Annotated in this window: 19 protein-coding genes; 12 read left to right on the plus strand and 7 right to left on the minus strand. The window is 63.6% G+C overall.

Annotated elements, in window-relative coordinates:
• The first annotated feature begins 91 nt into the window (after positions 1–91).
• Both C1925_RS02475 and C1925_RS02480 read left to right on the plus strand, forming a co-directional pair.
• Positions 92–724, plus strand: a complete 633-nt coding sequence (locus C1925_RS02475; protein ID WP_108767548.1) for a DUF1629 domain-containing protein — start codon at positions 92–94, stop codon at positions 722–724.
• 30 nt (positions 725–754) lie between these two features.
• Positions 755–3,358, plus strand: a complete 2,604-nt coding sequence (locus tag C1925_RS02480; RefSeq protein WP_159097460.1) for an XVIPCD domain-containing protein — start codon at positions 755–757, stop codon at positions 3,356–3,358.
• Between the two features lie 45 nt (positions 3,359–3,403).
• Here the strand turns inward: C1925_RS02480 and C1925_RS02485 are convergent, their stop codons facing one another.
• Positions 3,404–3,646: a hypothetical protein gene (locus tag C1925_RS02485; protein ID WP_108767550.1), complete on the minus strand. Its 243-nt coding sequence runs from the start codon at positions 3,644–3,646 to the stop codon at positions 3,404–3,406.
• Positions 3,647–4,075: 429 nt separating this feature from the next.
• Between C1925_RS02485 and C1925_RS02490 the strand changes: the two genes are divergently transcribed.
• The 3 genes from C1925_RS02490 to C1925_RS20860 all read left to right on the plus strand — a co-directional run bounded on the left by C1925_RS02490 (position 4,076) and on the right by C1925_RS20860 (position 5,799).
• Positions 4,076–4,408, plus strand: coding sequence for a hypothetical protein (locus C1925_RS02490; RefSeq protein ID WP_254051372.1), 333 nt, complete (start codon positions 4,076–4,078; stop codon positions 4,406–4,408).
• 195 nt (positions 4,409–4,603) lie between these two features.
• Positions 4,604–4,828 carry a DUF1629 domain-containing protein gene (locus tag C1925_RS21495; protein ID WP_343125661.1) on the plus strand — a complete coding sequence of 75 codons (225 nt, stop codon included), beginning with the start codon at positions 4,604–4,606 and terminating at the stop codon, positions 4,826–4,828.
• 455 nt (positions 4,829–5,283) lie between these two features.
• Entirely contained in the window at positions 5,284–5,799 is a 516-nt protein-coding gene (locus C1925_RS20860; protein WP_159097461.1) for a hypothetical protein, read from the plus strand.
• Between the two features lie 552 nt (positions 5,800–6,351).
• Here C1925_RS20860 and C1925_RS20865 read toward each other — a convergent pair.
• The 5 genes from C1925_RS20865 to C1925_RS02510 all read right to left on the minus strand — a co-directional run bounded on the left by C1925_RS20865 (position 6,352) and on the right by C1925_RS02510 (position 15,602).
• Positions 6,352–6,909 (minus strand): hypothetical protein, encoded by a 558-nt coding sequence (locus C1925_RS20865; protein WP_159097462.1) that lies wholly within the window; start codon positions 6,907–6,909, stop codon positions 6,352–6,354.
• 14 nt (positions 6,910–6,923) lie between these two features.
• Positions 6,924–11,603, minus strand: a complete 4,680-nt coding sequence (locus C1925_RS02495) for an RHS repeat-associated core domain-containing protein (protein ID WP_254051373.1) — start codon at positions 11,601–11,603, stop codon at positions 6,924–6,926.
• 394 nt (positions 11,604–11,997) lie between these two features.
• A complete protein-coding gene (locus tag C1925_RS02500) occupies positions 11,998–13,416 on the minus strand; it encodes a dihydrolipoyl dehydrogenase (RefSeq protein ID WP_108767551.1) in 1,419 nt (472 codons plus the stop codon).
• Positions 13,413–14,798, minus strand: coding sequence for an NAD-dependent succinate-semialdehyde dehydrogenase (locus C1925_RS02505; RefSeq protein WP_108767552.1), 1,386 nt, complete (start codon positions 14,796–14,798; stop codon positions 13,413–13,415). Before C1925_RS02505 ends, C1925_RS02500 begins: the two co-directional genes overlap by 4 nt.
• Before the next feature lie 42 nt (positions 14,799–14,840).
• Complete coding sequence (locus C1925_RS02510) at positions 14,841–15,602, minus strand: hypothetical protein (RefSeq protein ID WP_108767553.1); 762 nt, start codon at positions 15,600–15,602, stop codon at positions 14,841–14,843.
• Positions 15,603–15,883: 281 nt separating this feature from the next.
• On the opposite strand from C1925_RS02510, the gene C1925_RS02515 reads away from it, so the two are divergent.
• The 4 genes from C1925_RS02515 (at position 15,884) to C1925_RS21095 (ending at position 18,901) form a co-directional block, all read left to right on the plus strand.
• Positions 15,884–17,026: a YncE family protein gene (locus C1925_RS02515; RefSeq protein ID WP_108767554.1), complete on the plus strand. Its 1,143-nt coding sequence runs from the start codon at positions 15,884–15,886 to the stop codon at positions 17,024–17,026.
• Positions 17,027–17,297: 271 nt separating this feature from the next.
• Positions 17,298–17,783, plus strand: a complete 486-nt coding sequence (locus C1925_RS02520; RefSeq protein ID WP_159097463.1) for a hypothetical protein — start codon at positions 17,298–17,300, stop codon at positions 17,781–17,783.
• Between the two features lie 111 nt (positions 17,784–17,894).
• Positions 17,895–18,707 (plus strand): alpha/beta hydrolase, encoded by an 813-nt coding sequence (locus C1925_RS02525; RefSeq protein WP_108767556.1) that lies wholly within the window; start codon positions 17,895–17,897, stop codon positions 18,705–18,707.
• A 23-nt stretch (positions 18,708–18,730) separates the two neighbouring features.
• Entirely contained in the window at positions 18,731–18,901 is a 171-nt protein-coding gene (locus tag C1925_RS21095) for a hypothetical protein (RefSeq protein WP_165835693.1), read from the plus strand.
• Between the two features lie 4 nt (positions 18,902–18,905).
• On the opposite strand, the gene C1925_RS02530 is transcribed toward C1925_RS21095, so the two are convergent.
• The gene (locus tag C1925_RS02530) at positions 18,906–19,598 is read right to left on the minus strand and encodes a hypothetical protein (RefSeq protein WP_108767557.1); all 693 of its coding nucleotides are present in this window, start codon (positions 19,596–19,598) and stop codon (positions 18,906–18,908) included.
• A gap of 129 nt (positions 19,599–19,727) precedes the next feature.
• On the opposite strand from C1925_RS02530, the gene C1925_RS02535 reads away from it, so the two are divergent.
• From C1925_RS02535 to C1925_RS02545, 3 genes are all read left to right on the plus strand, one after another.
• The gene (locus C1925_RS02535; RefSeq protein ID WP_159097464.1) at positions 19,728–20,384 is read left to right on the plus strand and encodes a hypothetical protein; all 657 of its coding nucleotides are present in this window, start codon (positions 19,728–19,730) and stop codon (positions 20,382–20,384) included.
• A gap of 51 nt (positions 20,385–20,435) precedes the next feature.
• Complete coding sequence (locus C1925_RS02540) at positions 20,436–20,981, plus strand: RNA 2'-phosphotransferase (RefSeq protein ID WP_254051374.1); 546 nt, start codon at positions 20,436–20,438, stop codon at positions 20,979–20,981.
• An 81-nt stretch (positions 20,982–21,062) separates the two neighbouring features.
• Positions 21,063–22,031: a polysaccharide deacetylase family protein gene (locus C1925_RS02545; RefSeq protein ID WP_108767560.1), complete on the plus strand. Its 969-nt coding sequence runs from the start codon at positions 21,063–21,065 to the stop codon at positions 22,029–22,031.
• The last annotated feature ends 11 nt before the right edge of the window (positions 22,032–22,042 follow it).

A 22,042-nucleotide genomic window follows, 5' to 3' on the forward strand; every position in this document is an offset into this window, starting at 1 on the left:
CGTCGAGAATTGCATATTAGAAGTAAGTGTGACTTGGCGATTACTTGTTACCAGTAATGTCGTGAAACATGTTCTTGTATAGAGTTCGAATATGAAAAATGAAAGCGGACCAAAATCGGGACAGTTCTACATCCTTCGCGCTGACATGCGCGGTGGTGGGAGGGGGCAGGGCGTTTCGGTGGAGAATGAAGACGACATTCCCTTCCCCGCCAGCCTGAGCGTTCCTCCTGAGGTTGGAGGGCTTGCGAATTTGAAAGTGAAACCACGCCTTCGGCATGAACGCCGGCTGGGGGACATGCCAAAGGATCTGCAGAGCGGCATCACCGACTATTGGCTCGTGTCAGAGCCGCTGAAGCGACTGCTTGCGTCAGTGGATCCTGAAGGTTTTGCATTCGTCGAGTGCGAGTTTTCTCTGGAGGATGGCACCACGGCTGCGCCCCACTACTTCTGCGAAGTAACGAGGGTGCTTGATGCAGTTGATCTAGCGTCGTCCAAGGTCAAGGTACTGACCGAGGGCTATCGGAATGGCAAGTACTACAGTGTCGCGGGAGGCGCCCGATTGGCGTTTGACTTGAAAGTGGTAGGGGCGGCGCATGTGTTCGTAACGCCCTACACCGCCGATGTCTTCTGCGACAGGACTCTGCGAGATGCGCTTCTGGAGGGCGGCTTTGGAATAGAGCCCAAGACCCGCGGCGTGCGGCTGATCGACGCTTCGGATATCTGATAGTGCCCGTGTATGCCGGAAGGGAATCTTATGGCTGCTGGTCAAGTAATACTGCAAAGCCACCATGTACTGGAGCAGAACCTCTTTAGAGATCATCCGCTGCTGAAACGGCTGGATGAGCTCAAGCTCATTGAGAAAGATTCTTCGGCGAATCGCATCTACTTGCCTGTAGAGGGGGAGCTTGCCGAGGATATTGAGGCGTCTCCCCACCGTGGGCGAACAAGAAGTTCGTACACGGACGGTGTTACCAGCTTTCTCGATGACCTGCGCAGGACTGACGATGGTATGGCCGCAATGAGAAAAGAGCCTGCTGCTGCAGCTCGCATTGCGGCACGGGTGACTGAGTTCCAAGAGACATTGAAGCTTGGTCTAATCAATGGAGATGCTCTTGCCACCACGCCAGATGCGTTGACCAAGGATCAAGCCAACGCTCGAAACGTAAGGTTCTACTCCGACCCGCAAACGTATCGTGCGGAACATGCAGTGCAGCTCAGGATGCTGCGATCAATGGGGCCAGTGGAGTCAGAGTGGGCAGCAGTCACTCACTCAGACGCCAGGATCGGGCGGATCATTGACGAAATCCACAGTAGCCCCAGGAATCTGGTTGCCGGCCCGGGTGAGCGGGACGCGTTTGCACGCGAAGTGGCAGGCAGAATGGAGATGCGTCTGGCGATATCGCAGGCGGAACAGGCGGGGCGCCTAACATTGTCGGATGCGACCAACGCGCGCGTCCGGCACGCCTTAGTGGATGATCTGCCATCCATCGGGCCCGCGCGGGGAGGAATCTACGATCTGACTGCGCCATCTCCAACGCAGTACAAGCCCGTCTCGCAGCGCGGCTTCGTAACCATGGACCTCCTCATCGGCGAAGCCTCCGCCAGCCAACTGGTCCGTTCCGGCGGTCTGCTCGCCTCCGGCGCGGATGCCATCCTCACCACGCGCCGCATATCCGAGCACCTGCAGCAGGGCAACGGCACGGCCGCCCAGTCCGAGTTCAACCACGCGGTTGCACGCAGTGGCGGTGGCTGGCTCGGAGGCATGGCAACCGCCTCCGTGATCGGCACGTCCAGCTTCGTGCCGGCGGCGGTGGTCGCGGCCGATGCGTTGTTCATGAGCAAGGCATTCGACAAGGGCGCCGACCTGCTCGACAACCGCGCGGTGTATCACCAGAAAGACAATGCCGGCGTGCAGTGGAAATTTGACGGCAACAACTGGCAGCGCCAGGCCAGGATGGAGGACTCGGCTGCCAGCCCTGGGGTTGCCACCGAGCACAGTGTGGGCGCGAGCTATGAAAAGGCGCGCGAACTGGGTGCCAAGGCAAGCGTGAGCGCGGTTGAGCTGGCGCTGGGCAAGGCCTCGCCGCCGCAGAACCCCTTCAGCATTCCTGCCCGAGCCGACGAGGGAAGCGGCTTCGGCAACCCTGACTGGCACCGCGATGCCCAGACCGAACAATGGACCCGCGTAATCAAGACGGGTGTGGCCGGTGCCAATGATCGTGGCATCTATGAAGCCCAGACGGCGACACCCGAACGCGCTGCTGAGCTGAACCAGCAGGCCGTGCAGCGCATCGAGGACAACATCGCCCATGGCAAGGCGGCGATCGCAGCAAGTTACCTGGAGAATCGCGCTGCCACGCGTGCAAGCGATTTTGTGCCCGTGGTGCCCGAAGCTGTAGAGGCGGCGCGCGCCCGGCCGGACGCCATTCTTGGTTCGGACAACGTGCTCTACCAGCGCGACGAAGCGGGAACATGGTCCCACGAGGGGCGCGTAGCACAGGGCAACATGGCGCTGGAGCTGGAGGCAACGCGTACGATCCAGCAGCCGTCGATTGATGTGCTCGACCAGACCATTGCTGCGCTGTCGGCGCGCCCGGCGCTCACCAATGCAGAAATGAACCAGAACGAGCTGCGCCACACCTACGCGGCTGCGGGCATCACGCCTTCGTCGCAATGGATGGAGGCCATTGAGCTGGCCACGGCGCGCACGCGTGCCCAGCACAGCATCACCGGCGCGACAATGCAGCAGCTTGCGCCGCCGACCGAGGGCAATGCGGGTGAGTCGCGCGCTATTACCCACTACCAGACGGGTGCCGATGGTGTCGCCCGCCCGGTGGCGACGACAACGACCGAGGAGCTGCGGGCGGCGTGGCAAGAGGTGCGTGCACTCGCTGCGCAGCCCACCCAGCAGCCTGGTCCTCAGCAGCCTGATCCTCTGCAGCCTGATCCTCTGCAGCCAGGGGGGGCCGACTACGCACTCCACCAACAGATACGCGCGGGCGTTGCTGCGCTGGACGCTCAGCATGGGCGGGCGCCGGATGCCGTGAGCGACAGAATGACCGCCAGCCTGCTGGTGCTGGCGAAGCAAAACGACCTGTCCCGCGTGGACCAGGTGGCGTTGAGCGCCGCCACCGGCCACCAGCCGGCCGGGCATACGGTGTTTCTGGTGAAGGGCGATGTGAGCAGTCCTCCGTTCACCTTGGCCACCATGACGACCGACCGCGCTGTGACGACGCCGGTGGAGGTGTCGATGCAGCGCTACCAGCAGATGAACCAGGAGGCACAGCAGCAGAGTGCTGCGCGGCAAGTGGAACAGCAGGCGCAGGATGGACGGGTGCAGGGGGTGGGCAGGGAATAGCCCTATGGCGCGCCCTGCAGAACGTGGCGTGGCCATTGCCGATGATCAGACGGAGCGCTCCCCCCCGGAAGGCGTTCCCACATCATGGTCAGCCGGCAGCGCAACCGGTGTGCGCGCCAGGTCGTAGTCGTTGCCGTAGGCCATCGCTGCCTCGCGCGGTTCCAGATCGGCATACCAGCCCAGCAGGTAGGCATCCATGCCGGCCTCACGGTGGTTGGTGGCAAACAGGCTCAGCAGGGCGTGGTCAAAGTCTTCCAGCCACTCGGCGTCGACCGGGATCGTGGTCATCCTCCTGGGGGGCAGGGGAGGATGACGTGGAGGTGTCTCATGGGCTGGGGCGGGGTACATGCGATATGAGAATACGCCCCCAGTGTCGCAATCGGGCCGCTAGCAGTTCATTCCAGACGTTGTTCGTTGGTTGCTCTGGCCAGTGAATGGGCTTGCGCACACGCGTACGTGCGCGAGGTGACCGACATCGCGGAACGCTACCAGTCTGCGGTGTGTAAGGGGACGCTTGGCAGAACAAAGCCTCAACGGCCGTAGGGGCGGTGAAAGACGATGCGTCGACAGGGACGGCTATCACTGAGCGGTAGACTTTGTTTGGCCGCCCTTCTGCTGAGCGCCTGCCAAGCGCAGACCGAGGCACCATGGGAGACTTCTGTACCCGCGGTCCAGCAAGATCGCGTTCCGATCGTAAGACCGCTGGCCTTGGTGCCGATGGCCGAGCCGCTGGTGGTCACGTTCCATCTGGATCCGCCGGGCAAGAGCGGAACATCTACCTTGCTTGTTGCGGTCCGTGTCAGCGGGGCTGATGGTGCCGTCTCGCGGGGTCTCGCATCTTCGATTCAGAATGCCGGCTTGCCTGCACGTGTCCTGCTCATTCGCGAGGGAGATGACGGTGGCGTTCCCGTCCCTCTGGTTCGGGTCGAGGAGCACCAAGACGGCTCCGGCACAACCCTGCCTGTCGCAGCCGATGGCCAGGTATCCCGCGTCTGGCTGGACGATGCGGATGACTTGGCTCTGGAGCGTGTCGGCATGGATGAGCAATAACGCGACTACAGGCAACTGGCGCTTGCTTGGGTCGAAGACCTGCCGCCTGGGAGGTACCGCTTGAGTTTCCCGATACTCGACCCGAAACCGGACCTTTCCACGATCCCGGCGGAACTGCTGGTCGCGTATCACCACAAATCCAAGTAGCGATCTTTCATGGAAGACAATACAGCTACCGTGCCAAGGAGACAGGAAATGGAGTCTAAGAAGGCAGCGGGACCTGCGGCAGGCGAGCTCGCCGGGGGGGCAAGCCTCACGTTCAAGCGGAACGCTCTTGGCACAGCCGAGGTGTTTCGCACGCCGTACTCCGGTGGACTCGTATTCTGCAGCCGACGTCTGAAGGACGAGGTGCTCCAGAGAGGCATCGGCGGGTCAGGTAGTTCGCGAGGCCTGCGGTTCACTGATGGTGCAGATATCTAGTGGTGCTGGTTTGAAGAGGTACGCTTCGTTGCTTGGAGCGTGCAAAGTTCCGTGACTCCGAAGGTTCCAGAACGAGGCGATTTCGTCGAGTTGGGCGGAAGCTACGCGCCTGGATCGTTGGGTTCTGCGACTGATGGGCGAAATTTGCAGTTGTCCCGCGAACCTGGTCGCCGGATGAGGAGCAGGGTGTTGCCTGCTTCATGTGTGCTCAGCCGCGTTGGGTACTGCGGTTCTGGCTGGATGCCGGCATAGGCGGGGTGAGGGGCAGGTGGGAAGGAGTGCTAGGCTTTGGGCAATCGCTGAATGTGTGAGCCAGTGAACATTCCTGCGTTCGTACACAAGACGGGATTGGTGCGCCGAGCGAGGGAATCGTATAGTCATGCGGGCATTAGCAATGGAAATGCTGATGAACGAGCGGCCGTCGCACGTCCCTCATTCCGACACAGGAAAATGAAATGCCCTTCTTATTCCAGGCCAAGCCCTACTCCTCCCTCGACCCAATAAGCGAAACGACAATTCCTCGTCCAAGAGTTGGGCCTACTGTCCTGGCGAACGGTGTGCGTGGCACCGAGTACCAGTTTGCGATATATCGTGGAGACGTACGTGTCGGCGGTGTAGGTTTTGACGGGTGGGATGAAACATCACAGGACAATGCCCAACCTGTACACGTTTTCTTCTTTGATCTCAGACAAGTGGCAGCCATCCGCGCCACGCTGTCCTGCAAGGAAGTGCTGGGCAATGTCGATGACGATTTCACCTATCTCCAAGGACTCGCACAGGGCTTTGTGCTGTCATTTGCAGGCCGGACTGACAACAACGAATCGCTGCGCTACGTAGCGATTACTTCAAGACAGGCACTGATCGAGTTGCAGGTCGTAGTGCCCGCAGACTTCCCGCTACGTCCAGACGGGACCCTTGTACTGGCGAACGTCGATGTCCCGCCATCCGGCGGGCAGGGCACTCGGTTATGAGCGCATTCGTGTTCGATGACTCTGTGAGGACGATGCTTGGCGCTGCTACCCCGGCAGGAACTTGAGAGGCGCTTTCGCCACAGCAGGTCGCTGAAATCATTGCCTACTTGAAATCGCCAGGATCCGGCACTTTCGCGAGTGTCACCTTCAAGCAGAATGTAACCAGCAGAATGCAGGCTCATCCGCCCTTTCTGCCGGAAGAAGCGGATTACCTCGAATTCTCGGGAAGGGGCCGTACTGGCATTTCCAACTTCAACAATGCAGAGGCCTATGCAAAGGACGTCAACGGAAAGACGGGGATAATTGGCGACACACCCTGGGGAAAGTTTTTTGATGGGCTGACGAAGGATCCGCCGGTCGCATTCAAAGATGGAGCGCCTTCGAAGCGAGTCTTCAGCGAGGTTCGAGTTGCGAACCGCCCTTGACCATCCAAGCACACGCATCAATGGCTATCCAATCAGGGCCTTCGGGCCCGACTTCGAATCTGCCCCGAGGTGCCAGCAAGTGCATGTCGAGCGCAGGAAATAGGGGTAATTGCATGAGCTGGGAGCGTCAGGGACCAAATCCCACCGCCATGGCAACTACTTGATTGTTACGGCCATAGAAGCATATGGCCGAGCCGCCATCTGAGAAAGCACAGATTCGCTCAACCTTAAATTTGCCTATTGTCGTCTGCGAAGTCTCGATCTGGCCATATCGCCTTGCCGGGCCGAGAGTCTGTGAAAATGGATCTCCAATTCTTACGCCCTTGAGACTCAGATTGCCAAGATTTTCAGCCTTTTTAGGTGCGCGCGCCGCCTCGGCAATGGAAGAAACTCTAATATCGTCCACCGTCCGGAATCTTGATGCGACATCAGGATTGGAGGTGATAGTCACCTCCAATCCTGTCACTTCGTCTCTATATCGACGCCGTATCAGTCCCTCCTCATCCAAGTGCTTTTCGCCCTCGCCATAACGACGTAACAGATCGACCTCTTGATAAACATGAGGGACGTACGCGCCATCATGAAAAACCTTAGATACATAATCAATCCCAGGCGACTGTCCGCTCGAACTGGCAGCAGCGACCATGCTGATAGCAATGGCCGCTAATTTTTCCATGATCTTCATATGTATATTATTTTCTAGAAAAAAGGGATGATCAATGGTCGTTCGTAATTCAGTCGCTGATATGGTATCGACTTCGAGGGCTCACGGTCCTTCGCCTCACGAACCATATCAACCAATTCCTGGATATCTTCGTTCTGCATTCGAGTGCAGCCTACTGCGGGAGTCCACCCCTGCCTAGGCGCCAAGGGATCTTTGAGCCGGGAACCACCTCCATGCAGCCATCTCCCACGAGCGTCATCTGTTTTCAGAATGTCGTTTGGCCCATACGCACGGCTGTTCATCTTGTAGGGACCGCGGACTGGATAGACGTTGGCCGACTGGTAAGGACCTGCGGCGCCAGGCAAAGCATTGCCGGCAACAGTACTAAGAGAAGGCCATGATTTGACGACGTTGCCGTTACTGTCAAAATAGACAGTGATTCCGAGATTTTGATACGTCACGATTGAGTCCAAGCCCAAAGGATCAACCTGAATCAGTGGACGTCCTTCTACATATCCGTAAGTACTGATCCCTCCCATCAACCCAATCGGATCACTCTGCGAAAACCGCCCTACCGCCGGGTCATACTCCCGCTGGTAGTTGTAGAACATCCCACTTGCATCCGTCGCCTGCTGGCCCGGGAAGCGCAACGCCAATTCGAACGCCACACCATCCCCATCGGGATCATTGGCCGGCGCTTGATCGCCGAACACCTCGCTCTTGTTGCTCCACTCCCAGATTGCAACATCCCGCACCGGATCGATCACCACGCGCGGCGTACCCAGGTGATCGGGCTGGATGTAAGCAAGCTCAGGCACGCCAGCTGCCACCACATTGATCAGCGCCACCGGGTAGTTGTCTAGCCAGATCGCCTGCTGCTGGGCTTGACCCGCTGCCGAGTAGTTGCCCAGCCATTGCCCGGCTTCGTCGTAGACCGTGATCTGGGCATTTCCGCCTTCAGGGGCACGCAGTACCCGCTCGCCCCGGTGGTTGTAGCCGTAGCGCTCAGCCACCGCCCCGCCCAACTTGACCGCACTCATGCGATTGGCGTTGTTGTAGGTGAACGCTTTGCTACCAATGCTGGTTGTGTTGCCTGCAGCATCGTAGCCACGCGCTTCGCCGCCCACCGCCACCAGATGATGGCTGTCAGCCGGGTAACTGTAGGTCGAAGTACCCGCTGACGTGGTCAGCGAGGTGCGATTGCCCGTGGCGTCATAGCCATAGGTTTCAATCGGCGTGCCCGTCGTACCGTCCTGGGTCTGGGTCAGGCGACCCAGCGTGTCATAGGCGTACTTCGCAAGCACGGCTGAACCGGTGCCGTTCTTCAACTCGGTGATCGAGCCCACCGCGTCATAGCCAAAGCCCAGGGACAGGCCGCCGGTAGCCGGGTCGTGCACGGCCTGAGGGCGGTAGTCCAGATCCAGCGGGCGCTGCAGCTGCCGGCCGTTGCCGTAGGTCCAGCCGGTGGCCGGGCCGAATGCCGCATAGGTCACGTCGTTGACCACGACCTGTCGCGCCTGCCCCGGCCGGGTCAGGCCGATCTGGCTGATGCGGCCCAGCGTGTCGCGCACGTAGTCCGCCACGCTGCCATCCGGATAAGTCAGCGATGCGAGGCGACCGGACTTGTTGTAGGTGTAGCGCAGGGTGCTGCTGACGCCGTTCACGGTCTGCACCTTGCGGGTGATCTGCCCGAAGCGGTCATGGCAGTACTGAGTGCTGCCATTGGCATGCAGCACCTGACCCAGGCGCCCCTTGGCGAAGCGCTCGTTGGCGGCACAGGCAGCCGGGGCCACGTCGTAGCTGTAGCCGATATCCAGATTGGGGTCCGGGTAAGCCACGCCCACCAGACGATTGAGCGCGTCATAGCTGTAGGTGGCGGTAATGCCACGCGCATCGGTGCGCGTCTTGCGGTTGCCCGCCGCGTCCACGGTAAAGCTGCTGGTGCCGCTGTCCGGGCTCACCTGCCCGGTCAGGTCACCAAAGCCGTTGTAGGCATAGGTGGTGTGCAGGCCCTTCGGGTCAGTCACCTGGGTCACCTGGTCCAAGGCGTTGTACTGGCTGCCGATCTCCGCCTCCACGCCACCGACATCCTGTAGGGTCTGCGCCAGACGGTTCAACGGGTCGTACTGCTGGCGGGTCACGCGCTGCAGGGCGTCGGTGACCGTCTGCGGATTGCCGTTGGCATCGTAGGTAAAGCCGGTGGCGTGGCCGCTGGCATCCTTCAAGGCGGTCAGCTGGCCCAGGGTGTTGTAGGTCCGCGCCAGTGTGCGCCGCAGCGTGCCGCCCGCATCCACGGTGTTTTCGCCGAGGCGATTGCCGGCGTTGTCCAGCGTGTAATGGATCGTGTTGCCGGCACTGTCACCGACGTCGGTCAGCCGCTGCGCGGCGTCGTAGACATAGGTCACGCTGCTGCCATCTGGCTCGGTGATCTGCTGCACCTGGCCGGTGGGCCAATAGTTGATCTGTGTGACACGATCCTCCGCCGTGGTGGTGCCACGCACGGTGACCGAGGTTGGCCAGCCGCGGGCATGGTAGGTGTAGTCGGTGACCACACCATTGGCATCCTTCACTGACAGCGGCCGCCCGTAGGTGTCGTAGGCCAGCGTCTCCACCGTCTGCCCGAGTGCATTGGTGACGCTGCGCACGTCGCCCTTGCGATGGGTGCAGGCACCATTGGTCGCGCATCCGGCGTCGTCTCCGGCGTAGTAGGCGTACGTGGCGGTGTCGGCCACGTCGGTGCGGGGGCCGTCCACACGCTTCAACAGGCCCTCCACCGGGCAGTCGCCCGCGGCGGCTACATCCGCAGCGTCGCAGTAGCTGTAGAGGGTTGTGCGCGCTTGGCCGGTAGCCGTGTCGGTTACGGTGGTAGCGGTGGGCTGGCGGCGGGCGTTATAGGTCGTGCCGACGTTGCGGTTGCCTACCTGGGTGGCCAGCACCACGTTGGTCTGCACATCGCGCGTGATCCGCGTCGTGCGCTGTTCAGGCGTACCGACGGCTTCGTTCATCGTGTGGATGCTCACCGGGCGGCCACTCGCCGGCTCGGTGGTTTCGGCATAGGTGTGCTTGGTCTGGACGCCGCGCTGGTCGGTGTAGGTGTCGAGACGGCGACGGAAATCAATGCTCTGGTCGTAGTACGTGCGGCTTACCGCACCCTGGGAATCGCTCACACCTGCCACCTTGCGCGGCGGTTCCGTGGCGCCACCCGGTGTCAGGGTGTAGTCGGTCTGGCGACCGAGTGCGTCGGTCACCACCGCACCACCTGCGGGGCTGTAGGCGAGGGTTACGCCATCGGCTCCGCCTGCGTGTTGGCTGGAGATGACGCGACCGATCGAATCGTAGATGAAGGTGCTGTAGCGTCGGCCATCCTCAGCGGTGATGCCGGTCAGGTGCTGGGGGAAACTGCTGTTTTCGTAGTGGTACGTCCGCACACCTCCTCCCGCGTACGTCACCGTGGCCACCTGGTTCTGCGGGGTATAGGTGTATGTGGTGAGCGGCACGCCTTCCACCAGCACCGCGCTGATCAACGCATCGTAGTCGTTCGATGCGTAGACAAACTCCAGCCTGCGGCCACTGCTGTGCACAACGGCCGCGATGCGATCGCTGTCGTCGTAGAGATAGGTCAGCGAGGTGCCGTCCACGAATCGTTTCGCGGTCAGGCGGCCGTTTGCACCAAAGGTGGAGATCGCGTCGGCCGAGTACAGGGTCCAGTTGCCGTTCTGGACAAGACGATCACCGCTGCCATCAGCAGCTTCGAATGCCTGCCCCACTCGCTTGAAGGGACGCTGGTAGCCTGTGCCTTCGATAAGGCCGACGTTGTCGTTGCCATCCAACGCCAACTGCACATCCAATGAGTGCGTCCAGCCGTGGCCAAAACCCCCGATGCTGGTGGATACGCCGGAGTGATAGTGACGTGTCAGATTGATCCAGCCAAGGTCGAAGTCTTCGGCGATTTCATACTTTTCGCCGGTTTTCACATCGCAGGGGTTGCCGACACTTCCATCGCACCTTGCACGGCCGCCGCCTTGGCCGCACAGACCGCCACCGCCACTGGCATCGCATTCCACTGTCTTGGAAGTGATGGTGGCGACGAAGTCTTCGTTGACACACGCTTCGTACTTGTCGGACCACCCGGTTGCTTCAACGGGACAGTTGAGGCGGCGCATGCGAGAGATCGCAATCTCGCTTTCGAATGCCTCACAGGGATAGTCGATGTTGTCTCCGTACATGACGGTTGACCGGTAGTGCCGCAACTCGACGCGACCCTCCATCCCTGGATAGATCTCCTGCCAGGCCCCCAGAGGTGTCAACGCTCTTCCAGGGCAGGAAGGGTTCTGATCGTACTGCAGGAAATCAGCGATCAACTCCGCTTCAGTCTCAAAGCGCACGTTGTAAGTCCACTCGGGATCAGTAGGCTCGCTCATCCCTATCCAATAGGTGATGGCCACACTTCCGCCAAAGGCAACAGACTTCGACTTGATCGTCTTTACGTTCGCCCAAACATGTTGGTATTCAGCAGGCACACCAGGCGGCACAGGCAGCGTCTTGAAGGCCTCAACTGCCTCCTGCTGTGTACTGAATTCCGAGGCATTGCCGGCAGGCTGGGAAATGCGCCAGGTAATTTTACTTTCCTGGCCCTGCGCCGCCAGCGGAGCCATGCAGCTGAGCATCAGCATTGCCACTGCGGCACGCGATAGCGTCTTGAGTCGATTCAACATCCCTGTTTTCCCTCACCGGTCGAACGCAGCGTCGGCGGGGACGAGAACGTGGGCACCACGTCATCTTCCGGATCGTCCCTGAGCCGATGTTCGGTGGAGCTGAACGGGGTCTTTATCTCTCAGATGCTGTGGGGTTGCAAGTCGGAGCTGTCTGATTTCGGACGATTCCTAATGACGCGCTTGCCGAGGGGCTGGCGACATCGCCCTCACAGGGGCGGCCATACATGGATCGGAACGGCAGGTGTGGGAAGGAAGGATGCAGGGGCTGGGGTGGGGGTGGCCATACGGCGCTGGTTCGGGCCACCCCACATGGTAAACAGCAAAGACCACCCTGCGAGGAGGCGACGGCAGGCAGAACGCAGGGTGGCCATAGCCGTTGATCAGACGGAGCGCTTCACCCCCCGGAAGGCGCCCCGGCATCATGGTCAGCCGGCAGCGCAATCGGCGTTGCCGCGCAGATGCTGCGCAGGGCCTGCTTCAACCCTTCCTCCATGGTCGGGTGGTAGAACGGCAGCTCCAGCAACCGGCTCGCGGTGCAGCCCGTCTCAATCGCCCACGCCAGCAGGTGGGCCAGGTGCTCGCCTGCAGGCGCCACCAGGTCTGCACCAATCAGCTTGCCCTCCGGTGCCGCCGCATACAGGGTCAGGGTGCCCTCGTTGATGCCCTCCACCCGTGCCCGGCCTTGGTCGTCAAAATCGGAGGTTCCCGTTACGGCGCCTTCTTCTTCAGACTGGCCGATGCTGGCAACCGGCGGATCGGTAAAGGTGATGCTCAGCGGCACGTGGCGTTTTACCGTGATCTTGGCTGGCATCGCCGCGGCGTTGCGTCCGGCAATGGCACCATCGCTCGATGCCTCATGCAGCAGGGGCAGGTCGGCGGCAGCGTCGCCCGCCAGGAACACCGCGCTGTCACCGCAGCGCATCGTCTCGCGGTCGTGGCAGGGCACGCCGTGTTTGTCCAACGCCAGTTGTGCCTTGTCCAGGGCCAGGTCGTCCAGGTTGGGCGGACGGCCCAGTGCGGCAACGACGTAGTCCACCTGCACGCTGCCATCGGCCTGGTCTTTGCTGCTCCAGCGCACCTTCACGCCCTCATCGGACCGTTCGGGATGCACGTCCACGCCGAGGTGGACCGCCATATCGCGCTTCAGCACGGCCAGCAGTGCATCGTGCACGCGCGGGCAACGCACCTTGGCCAGCGTCGTCTCCTTGCCCAGCAGCGTGACCTGCACGCCCAGCCGGGCCAGGGCCTGGGCAAATTCCAGCCCCAGTGAGCCGGTGCCCACTACCGCTACGCGCTTGGGGAGCTGCTTCAGTTCGAACAGGCTTTCGTTGGTCAGCACGCGCTCGCCCAGTGCTTCAAAGGGCGGTGGCAGGGCAGGCGCGGAACCAGTGGCAATGACAATGGCGCGTGCCTCGATGCGTCGGCCGTCCTCCAGTTCCAGCGTGGTCGGCCCGGCAAACCGCGCACGACCGGTCAGCCGCGTGGCAGGGTCGAGCTTGTCGATCTGCTTGCGGGTCAGCGCTGCAAAGCGATCGCGCTCCTCGCGCACGCGGCGCATCACCGCCGCGTCATCAATGGTCATGCCGTCCACGTGGATGCCGAACAGGTCTGAACGGCGCACGCGCTCGGCCTGCTTGGCGGCTGCCAGCAACAGCTTGGAGGGCATGCAACCGACGTTGGCGCAGGTGGTGCCGCTGAAGTGCGGATCGATCAGCAACGTGGACGCGCCATTACGGCGCGCGGCCCGCTCTGCTGCCAAGCCAGCCGTGCCGGCGCCGATCACCGCCACATCACAGTGCAGGGGCGTGCTCATGGGGCCGCCGGCAGGGTGATGGATTTGACGTTGACGAATTCCTTCAAGCCCTCGGGGCCATGCTCGCGGCCGTAGCCGGAGGCCTTCACGCCGCCAAAGGGCAGGGCGGGGCTGGCCACGTTGAAGGTGTTGATGCACACCATGCCGGTATCGAAGTAGGTGGTCGCCAGCTCGCGGGCGCGCTTCACATCGCGGCTGAAGATGCCGCCGCCCAGGCCGTAGCGGCTGTCGTTGGCGATGCGCAGGGCGTCATCATCGTCCTTGGCCTTGATGATGGCTGCGGCGGGGCCGAACAGCTCGTCCTCATAGGCAACCTGGCCCGGGGTAACGTCGGCCAGCACCGTAGCCGGGTAGAAAGCGCCGGTGCGGTCAGGGATCTCGCCGCCGACCACCAGGCGGGCGCCCTGGGCCACGCTCTTGCTGACCTGCTCGTGCAGGGTGTCACGCTGGGCCTTGGACACCATTGGGCCCAGCTGGGTGTTCGCATCGTTGGGATCGCCCATGCGGATCGCTGCAAACTGCTTTGCATACGCCTCGACGAAGGCGTCGTAGTTCTTTTCGGTCACGATGAAGCGCTTGGCATTGACGCAGGTCTGGCCGTTGTTGAACAGGCGACCCTTGACGCAGGTCTTTACTGCCAGCTCCAGATCGGCGTCGTCCAGCACGAGGTAGGCATCGTTGGAGCCAAGTTCGAGCATGGTCTTCTTCAGTGCCTTGCCGGCCTTTTCGGCCACGGTGCGCCCTGCCTTTTCGCTGCCGGTGAGGGTGACCGCGCGCACCAGGTCGTGATCGATGATGGCATCGGACTGCTCGTGGCTGATCAGCAGCACGCCGAACAGACCCTTCGGCAGGCCGGCCTCCTCGTACAGGTCGCGCAGGAACAGGCCGCTGCCGGTGCAGCTTTCGGCGTGCTTCAGCAGGACGCCGTTACCGGCCATCAGGCTGGCGATGGAATAGCGCACGGCCTGGTAGGCCGGGAAGTTCCACGGCTGGATGCCGTACACCACGCCGATGGGCTGGTGGGTGACGATGCCGGTGCCATTGGCCGAGGGGCGCTCTTCATCGGCGAGCACCTTCGGGCCCTGCTCGGCGGTGTACTTGCAGATGGCCGCGCACAGGTCCACTTCGTCGCGGCTGTCACCGATCAACTTGCCGACCTCGTTGGTCATCAGCTGCGCGAAGGCTTCCTTCTTCTCTTCCAGCGTGCGGGCGATGGCGGAAATCACTTCAGCACGCTCTTCCAGGCTGCGCAGGCGCCACTGCAGGAACGCTTCGTGGCAGGCCTTTACGGTGTCTTCCGCCTCGGCGTCGGACATGTACGCGTAGGTGTGCAGCACCTGTTCGGTCAGCGGGTTGATCGTCTTGATCGGGTGGTCGCTCATGGGGGGAGGTTTCCTTGGGGGGAGAGAATGGAAGGGGCGGTTTCAGCCGTAGCGGCGACGATGACGACGCAACTTGCCCTGCACGTTGTGCAAGGCCTTGAGCACTTCATCGCGCCAGCCATCGGCCGGCAGTTCGCGAACGGCCGAATGGGCGGCGCAGACAAAGGGGGTGCCGGCCCAGCGCTCGGCCAATGCGAGCGCCCAGCGCTCGAATGCGTCTGCAGCACCGGCGCGGGGCTGCAGCGCACGCGACAGCGTGGGGTGGAACTTCAAACCGGACTGCGGCAGCCACTTGCCAAGGGCGCCTGGTGCGGCCAGCACGCTGAGGGTGTCGTCAACATGGACGATCCCGCTGCGGCGGTGACGCACCAGGACCGAGCTGGCGTGCACGTTGTCGTCGGCCGGTACCAGTTCCACGCCGGCGGGCACGGTGAAATCCAGGTCATCGGCGAAGTCGGCCTGGGTCTCCACGTCTTCGATCACGTGCGGGTCCCACGGCAGGTGCGGTGCCTGTTGCAGATGACGACGCGTGCCGATCAGGCGCGCGGCGGGCAGCAGCTGGTGCAGGGGCTCGCAGTGCAGGGTGTGGAACGGATGCACGTTGATGATGGCGTCCACCAGCGTGCCGCCGGCGGTCAGGCCCAGCAGGGCCTGGCGGTGGGTCTCGTTGGGGGTGTAGCTGTCCAGGACGAGGAAGCGGCCGTTGGTACGACGCACGACGGAAAGCTGCGTGCCTACGTCGAGCAGGCCGGCCACCTTGAAGGTGCCGCGCAGGTTCCAGAAATCATTGGCGAGTTGCTGCATCGGGATCAGAGGGCGCGGCTGCGGTGGCCGTCGCGGGCGGTTGGCTGGGGGCTTCTGATCCTGCGCAGGCCGCGATTCCAACGGTGTGAACGCGGGTGATGGGCACGTCAGGGTTGCAAGGGCAGCAGCCACGCACGCGTGGGCGGACGCCACGCCCCCCAGCTGCTACCATTGCCCAGCTACCCAGCCAGCCCACCCCGCGCAGACAGTTGCGGGGCGGGCCGTCGCAGAACGGCCCAGCGAGCCAGGACACCCTCCCGTGCCCTTTCAAGGATGCTCGCATGACCCGTCTTTCCGTTTTCCGCTCGGCCGCCCTGGCCGTTGCCATCTCGCTCAGCGTCGGCGCCCCGGCGGCATTTGCCGATAACGCGACCGCTGCTACCGCGGCCAGCACCTCGGTGCAGCGCCAGGCCATCGCCCAGGGCCTGTACGAGCTGGCCTACAGCCCCACCCAGAACGCCGTGTTCGTGGCCTCGTCCGGTGGCTTCGGCGACAACGCCGGCCCGGCCCAGGTGTTGCGCCTGGACCCTGCCACGCTGGCCGTGCAGACCCGCATTCCGTTGGAGCGCAAGGGCTTCGGCGTGGTGCTGGATGACGCGCACAACCGCCTGTACGTCGGCAACACCGTGGACACCTCGGTGACCGTGGTCGACACCGCGAACAACAAGGCCATCGGCATCGTGCAGCTGATGGAAAAGAAGGTGGGCAAGGACGGCAAGGCCGGCTATACCCATGACCTGCGTGAGCTGGTGGTCGACAGCGCCGCCAACCGTCTGTACGTCACCGGCCATTCCGGCGAGGGCAGCGTGCTGTTCGTGGTGGATACCACCACGCTGAAGCTGATCGACACCATCCCTGGCCTGGGCAAGGCCAAGGCGCCGGGCCTGGCGCTGGATGCGGCCAACAAGCGCGTCTACACCAGCAACCTGCTGGCCGACCTGGTGGTGGTGGGCACCGATTCGAAGAAGGTGGTGGCCCAGCACAAGATCGCCGCCGAGCAGCCGATGAACATCGCGCTGGACCCGGGCGGCAAGCGCCTGTTCGTGACCGACCAGGGCTCGGAGATGATCCGCAACTACGTGACCAAGAGCAGCGAGGGCTTCGTCAGCAAGCATCCGGGCCAGCGCGTGCTGGTGCTCGACCGCAGCACCGGCAAGGAACTGGCGAGCATCCCCACCGATGCCGGCCCGCTGGGCATCCTGCTGGATGCACCGCGCAAGCGCCTGTACGTGACCAACCGCGAAGGCGGCACGGTGACCGCGTATGACAGCGCCAGCTACAAGAAGGTGGCCACTTATGCGGTGCCGACCCACCCGAACAGCCTGGCCCTGGATGCGAAGAACAACGTGCTGTTCGTGAGCATCAAGAACGGCGAGAAGGATGCCAAGGGCTCGGAAGAGAGCGTGGCGCGCATCCAGCTGTGATGTGACCGGTAGCGCCGGGCCATGCCCGGCGGATTTCCGGATGAGAAGGCAGGGTGCAGACCCTGCCTTTTTTTTTGTCCGGCCGGCCCGCTGCCGCGTCCAACTGCGCTGAACAGGGCGGGGCGGGTGGTCGACCTGGAATGCGAGCTGCCGCCGGTGGCAAAGGACGAGCGCCCACTGGCTGCGGGATGCTGACCCGGGTGCGCATCCCGCAGCGCTGATGCTACTGTGCGGCCATCGCAACCTCACCATGACGGATATGGGGTACTGGATGGACAAGGAACGGTCTCTTCCCGCGATGGCGCGCGGCCTGCGTATCAGCGTGGTCCTGGCTGCCGCGCTGGTCCTGCCAGGATGTGGCCCGGTGCTGCAGTTCATCGACTGCCACCACCTCTACCCCTATCTGAGCCACACCGAGCGCAGGGAGGACGTGCTGCGCTGGGCCGACCAGTATGTGCTGGGCCATCCGTCCAGCGAATTCCGGCGTGGCATCGGCAAGTGGGGCGGCCCGGGCAGAAACTCGCTGCGGGGCCTGCCTTCGTTGCCAAAGGATCTTTGGGGCAACGAAATACGCTTGGTGGCGGAGGGGCCCGACGGGATTTCGATCATCTTCATTGGCAGGGGTTCCTACCAGGGCCTGTGGATCAGTCGCGACCCGATGCCGGGTGCCGTGGAGTCGGTGCCGGGCTTGTCGGAGCAGTTCACACAATCCATGTACGCGGGACGCGTGGCGGTGCAGTGTTACCAGGAGCGCTGACGGCGCAGGCGTGCGGCGTGCACGCGGTGTCACGGCCGGGGCCGATTCCCTCACGGCAGCTATCGGTGGCCCTGCCTAGCGTAGGTACCTCCTTCCCCCACAGGAGCTGCCATGACTGCCTCTTCCATCCGTCTGCACGTTGAAGACACCGGCGGTACCGGCCGCCCGGTCATCCTCATCCATGGCTGGCCGCTGTCGGCCGAAGCATGGAAGGCCCAGGTGCCGATCCTGCGTGATGCCGGCTACCGGGTGATCAGCTACGACCGGCGCGGGTTCGGCCGCTCGGAAAAGCCGTCGTCCGGCTATGACTACGACACCCTGGCCGCCGATCTGGCCGCGGTGATCGAAGAGCGCGACCTGAAGGACGTGACCCTGGTTGGTTTCTCGATGGGCGGTGGCGAAGTGGCGCGCTACGTGGCCAACCATGGCGAGGGCCGCCTGCACAGCGTGGTGTTCGCGGCCGCCGTGCCGCCGTATCTGCTGCAGAGCCTGGATAACCCCGAAGGCCCGCTTACCCAGGACAAGGCCGACGAGATGCGCGGCGGCCTGGAAAAGGACCGCGAAACGTTCTTCGATGGCTTCACCCGAGATTTCTTCAGCGCCAACGGCAAGCTGATGGTGACCGAGGACGAGCGCCAGGCAGCCATCGCGCTGTGCCACCAGTCCGACCAGACCGCCGCGCTGGGCTGCATGAAGGCCTTTGCCACGACGGATTTCCGCGGTGACCTGAAGAAGGTGAGCGTGCCGACCCTGGTGCTGCATGGCGACAGCGATGCCATCGTGCCGTTCGAAGGCTCGGGTGAGCGCACCCATCGCGCGGTAGCCGGCAGCGAGGTGGTGACCCTGAAGGGCGCGCCGCATGGCTGCAACACCAGCCACGCCGATGACTTCAACCTGGCGCTGCTGAACTTCCTGAAGAAGTGAGCCGGCACGGGCATACTGCCGCCATGGCCACCGTACGCACGCCCCCGTGGAAGAAGCCCAACCCGAAGGGGCAGAAGAAGCAGCCGCTCTCGGATGCGCAGAAGGCCGCCGCGCGGCAACGCGCGGAGGAGAACGGGCGGCGCTACCCGAACCTGGTCGACAACATGTGGGCGGCGAAACTGCCGCGCGGCTGAGCCATCACTCAGCCGCGTGCGGTGCCGCCATGGGGTGCCAATCGGCTTCTCGCCAAGGCGCCACCGTGCGTTCGTGCAGGCGGATCAACGCCGGTGGCAGCGGCATGCAGTCCTGCAGGGCGTCGCGCAGTGCGCGTGCGTCCACCGGTTGCGCGGTGGCGATCTGCAGCACTGGCCCGCGCCGTCGCACCTGCACTGGCAGTACGTCATTTACCTCGGTCATGCCCGCCATGCGCGCCACCCGGTAGCGCATGACGATGGGCCGTGCGGTCTGCTGCAGCACCGGTGCCCACGCCTGCAGCAGCGCGTCCTGCTGGTCGGCCGGTACCTGCACGTCGATGATGGTGGACGGGTAGCCGCGCAGGCTTTCCACGATGACCTGGAAACGCGCGCCGTTGGGCATCAGCAGTATGCAGGCGGCCACGCTGCCGATGAGCACCACGGCGGCAACAGCGGCCCAGCTGCGCGGAATCCTGGGCTGCAGCGTGATGCTGCGCAGGTTGGGGCGGCGCTTGCGCAGGCGCCGGTAGCGGCGCTGCGCCGCGGGACTGGGCAACAGGCTGTGCTCGGGCAGCGGCACTTCGCGCGGCGGTAGACGCGAAAGCCCCCTGTTGATGGCGCGGGCGACCAGCCAGCCCACACCTGCAGCCACCAGCAGTGGCAGAACAAGGCGCACGAACAGGTACAGATCCAGCACTGGCGGCACTCCTGTGCACGTTTCCATGGGCCGCTCATGATCGCGCATCCACCCGGCGATGTCGCATCTGCCAGCCGACAGCGCGGCGACGCCTCGCTAGGATGCGCAACCTTTGCCGGGATGCACTGCATGACGCCCACGACCGCCCGCCTCCGGCGCTTCTTTGGCGCGGGACTGATGCTGTTCCTGCTGCACGTTCTGGCGCTGGCATCGGTGGCGCTGGCGGTGGGCTACTTCCACCACCGCCTGGACCTGCTGCTGGAGCCCATCGAAGTGCCGCTGCTGCTGTCCTGTGGTGGCGGCGACCCGATGGCGCGCATGCAGGTGGCCGAGCATCTGCTGGCCCGCGCCGGTGCGCTGGATGACTGGCAGCCGGTGTGCTGGGTGGTGGTGAGTGCGCTGCTGTGCGCGCTGCTGGGCACGGTGGTTGTCAGCCTGCATTGGCTGCAGCAGGTGCAGGACCTGCATCGGCGCAGTGTCTGGGGGCTGCTGGGCCTGCATCTGCTGGCCAGTGCGCTGGCCGTGCTGCTGCTGGGGCTGTATGAGCAGGTGTGGAGGGGGCTGGTCAACGTGCTGCCGACGGTGTGCATGGCCGAGCCAACGGTGCAGGAGGCGACGGCGATGCTGCCCGCGTACCGCACGCTGCCGCAGATGCTGTCCGATGCCGGCCTGCTGGTACCACAGGTGCCGGATGCACTGGCCATCGTGCTGTGTGGTGTGCTGCTGGCCGCGACGGTGATCGGCGTGTGGTTGTGGCGCGCGCTGCCGATGCCTGCGCCGGAGTAAGCACATGCGTGGGCGCTGGCGTAAGTGGCCCGCGTGCGTCACGCTATGCCGATGGAAAAGGATATTTCATTCGTACGGGCCAGCAGGTTCCTGAGCCTGGTACTGCGGCATGAACCGCAGAAGATCGGCCTGCCGCTGGATGCGCAGGGATGGGCCGGCATCGATGACCTGCTGGCGCGGTTGCCCGCGCATGGTGTGCGGCTGGACCGCGATGGTCTGCAGCAGTTGGTGCGCGACAACGACAAGCAGCGCTTTGCGATCAGCGATGACGGCCAGCGTATCCGCGCCAGCCAGGGCCACTCGATCAAGGTGGACCTTGGCCTGGCGGCGCTTGAGCCGCCGCCGTGGCTGTACCACGGCACCGTGCCGCGCTTCCTCGAAGCGATTGCCAGCGAGGGCCTGCGCCCGGGTGAGCGCCAACATGTGCACTTGTCGCCGGACCGCGCCACCGCCTTCCAGGTGGGCTCGCGCCGCGGTACGCCGGTGATCCTCAGCGTGGATGCGGGGCGCATGCATGCCGATGGCCACAGCTTCTACCAGTCGGCCAACGGTGTGTGGCTGACCGCGCACGTGCCGCCGCGTTACATAGCGGGTTGAAGCAGCGCTGGTCGAGGCGACTGGCTGCACCGTGCCGCGCGCAGGTAGAGTGGCCGTTCCTGCCGGAACAAGGATCTGCCGATGCGTTCGTTGCTGCGTGCCGTGCCCCTGCTGCTGCTCTCGCTGGTGGCGCAGGCGGGTGAAGTCGACCGCCGTATTGCGGTGACCATCGATGACCTGCCGTGGGCGCGCCTGGACGAGATCGTGCCGGCGGACCTGCAGGCGCGGCACGAGGCGCTGATGGCGCAGCTGCACCAGGCCGGTGTGCCGGTGGTCGGCTTCGTCAACGGCAACAAGCTGGAAGTGGACGGCGTGGTGCAGCCGGCGCGCGTGCAGATGCTGCGCGACTGGCGCGATGCCGGCTATGAGCTGGGCAACCACACCTGGTCGCACATGGATCTGAACGCCAAGGGCGTGGCCGCCTTCCAGCAGGATTTCCTGCGCGGCGAAGAAGTGCTGAAGCCGTTGCTGGCCGAGCGTGGCCAGGTGCCGCAGTGGATGCGCCACCCCTACCTGCGTGCCGGCCGCACGCCGCAGGATCGCGCGGTGATGGAGACGTTCTTCGACGAGCACGGCTACCGCATTGCGCCGGTGACCGTCGACAACGGCGAGTGGGTGTGGGCCTTCGCCTATGCCAACGTGATGAACGAGCAGCCGGATTCACCCGAACGCGATGCGACGCTGGCGCGCCTGCGCAAGGGCTATGTGCCGTACATGCTGAACAAGCTGGACTACTACGAACAGCAGTCGCAGGCGCTGCTGGGCTACGCGCTGCCGCAGGTGTGGCTGATGCATGCCAACGAACTGAATGCAGCAACCTTCGCCGAGCTGGTGGCCGCGACCAAGCGGCGTGGCTACCGCTTTGTATCGCTGGAAGAGGCCGTGCGTGACCCGGCGTATGCGCGTGGTACCGAGGGCTATGACGGGCGCTATGGCCCCAGCTGGCTGCACCGTTGGGCGATGGCCGAGAAGAAGCCGAAGGACTACTACGGCACGGAACCGGTCGTGCCGCAGTGGGTGAAGACGCTGGCCAAGGTCAATTACGAATGATGGCCAGCAGA

The sequence above is a fragment of the Stenotrophomonas sp. SAU14A_NAIMI4_5 genome (genome assembly GCF_003086795.1).
Taxonomy (GTDB): domain Bacteria; phylum Pseudomonadota; class Gammaproteobacteria; order Xanthomonadales; family Xanthomonadaceae; genus Stenotrophomonas.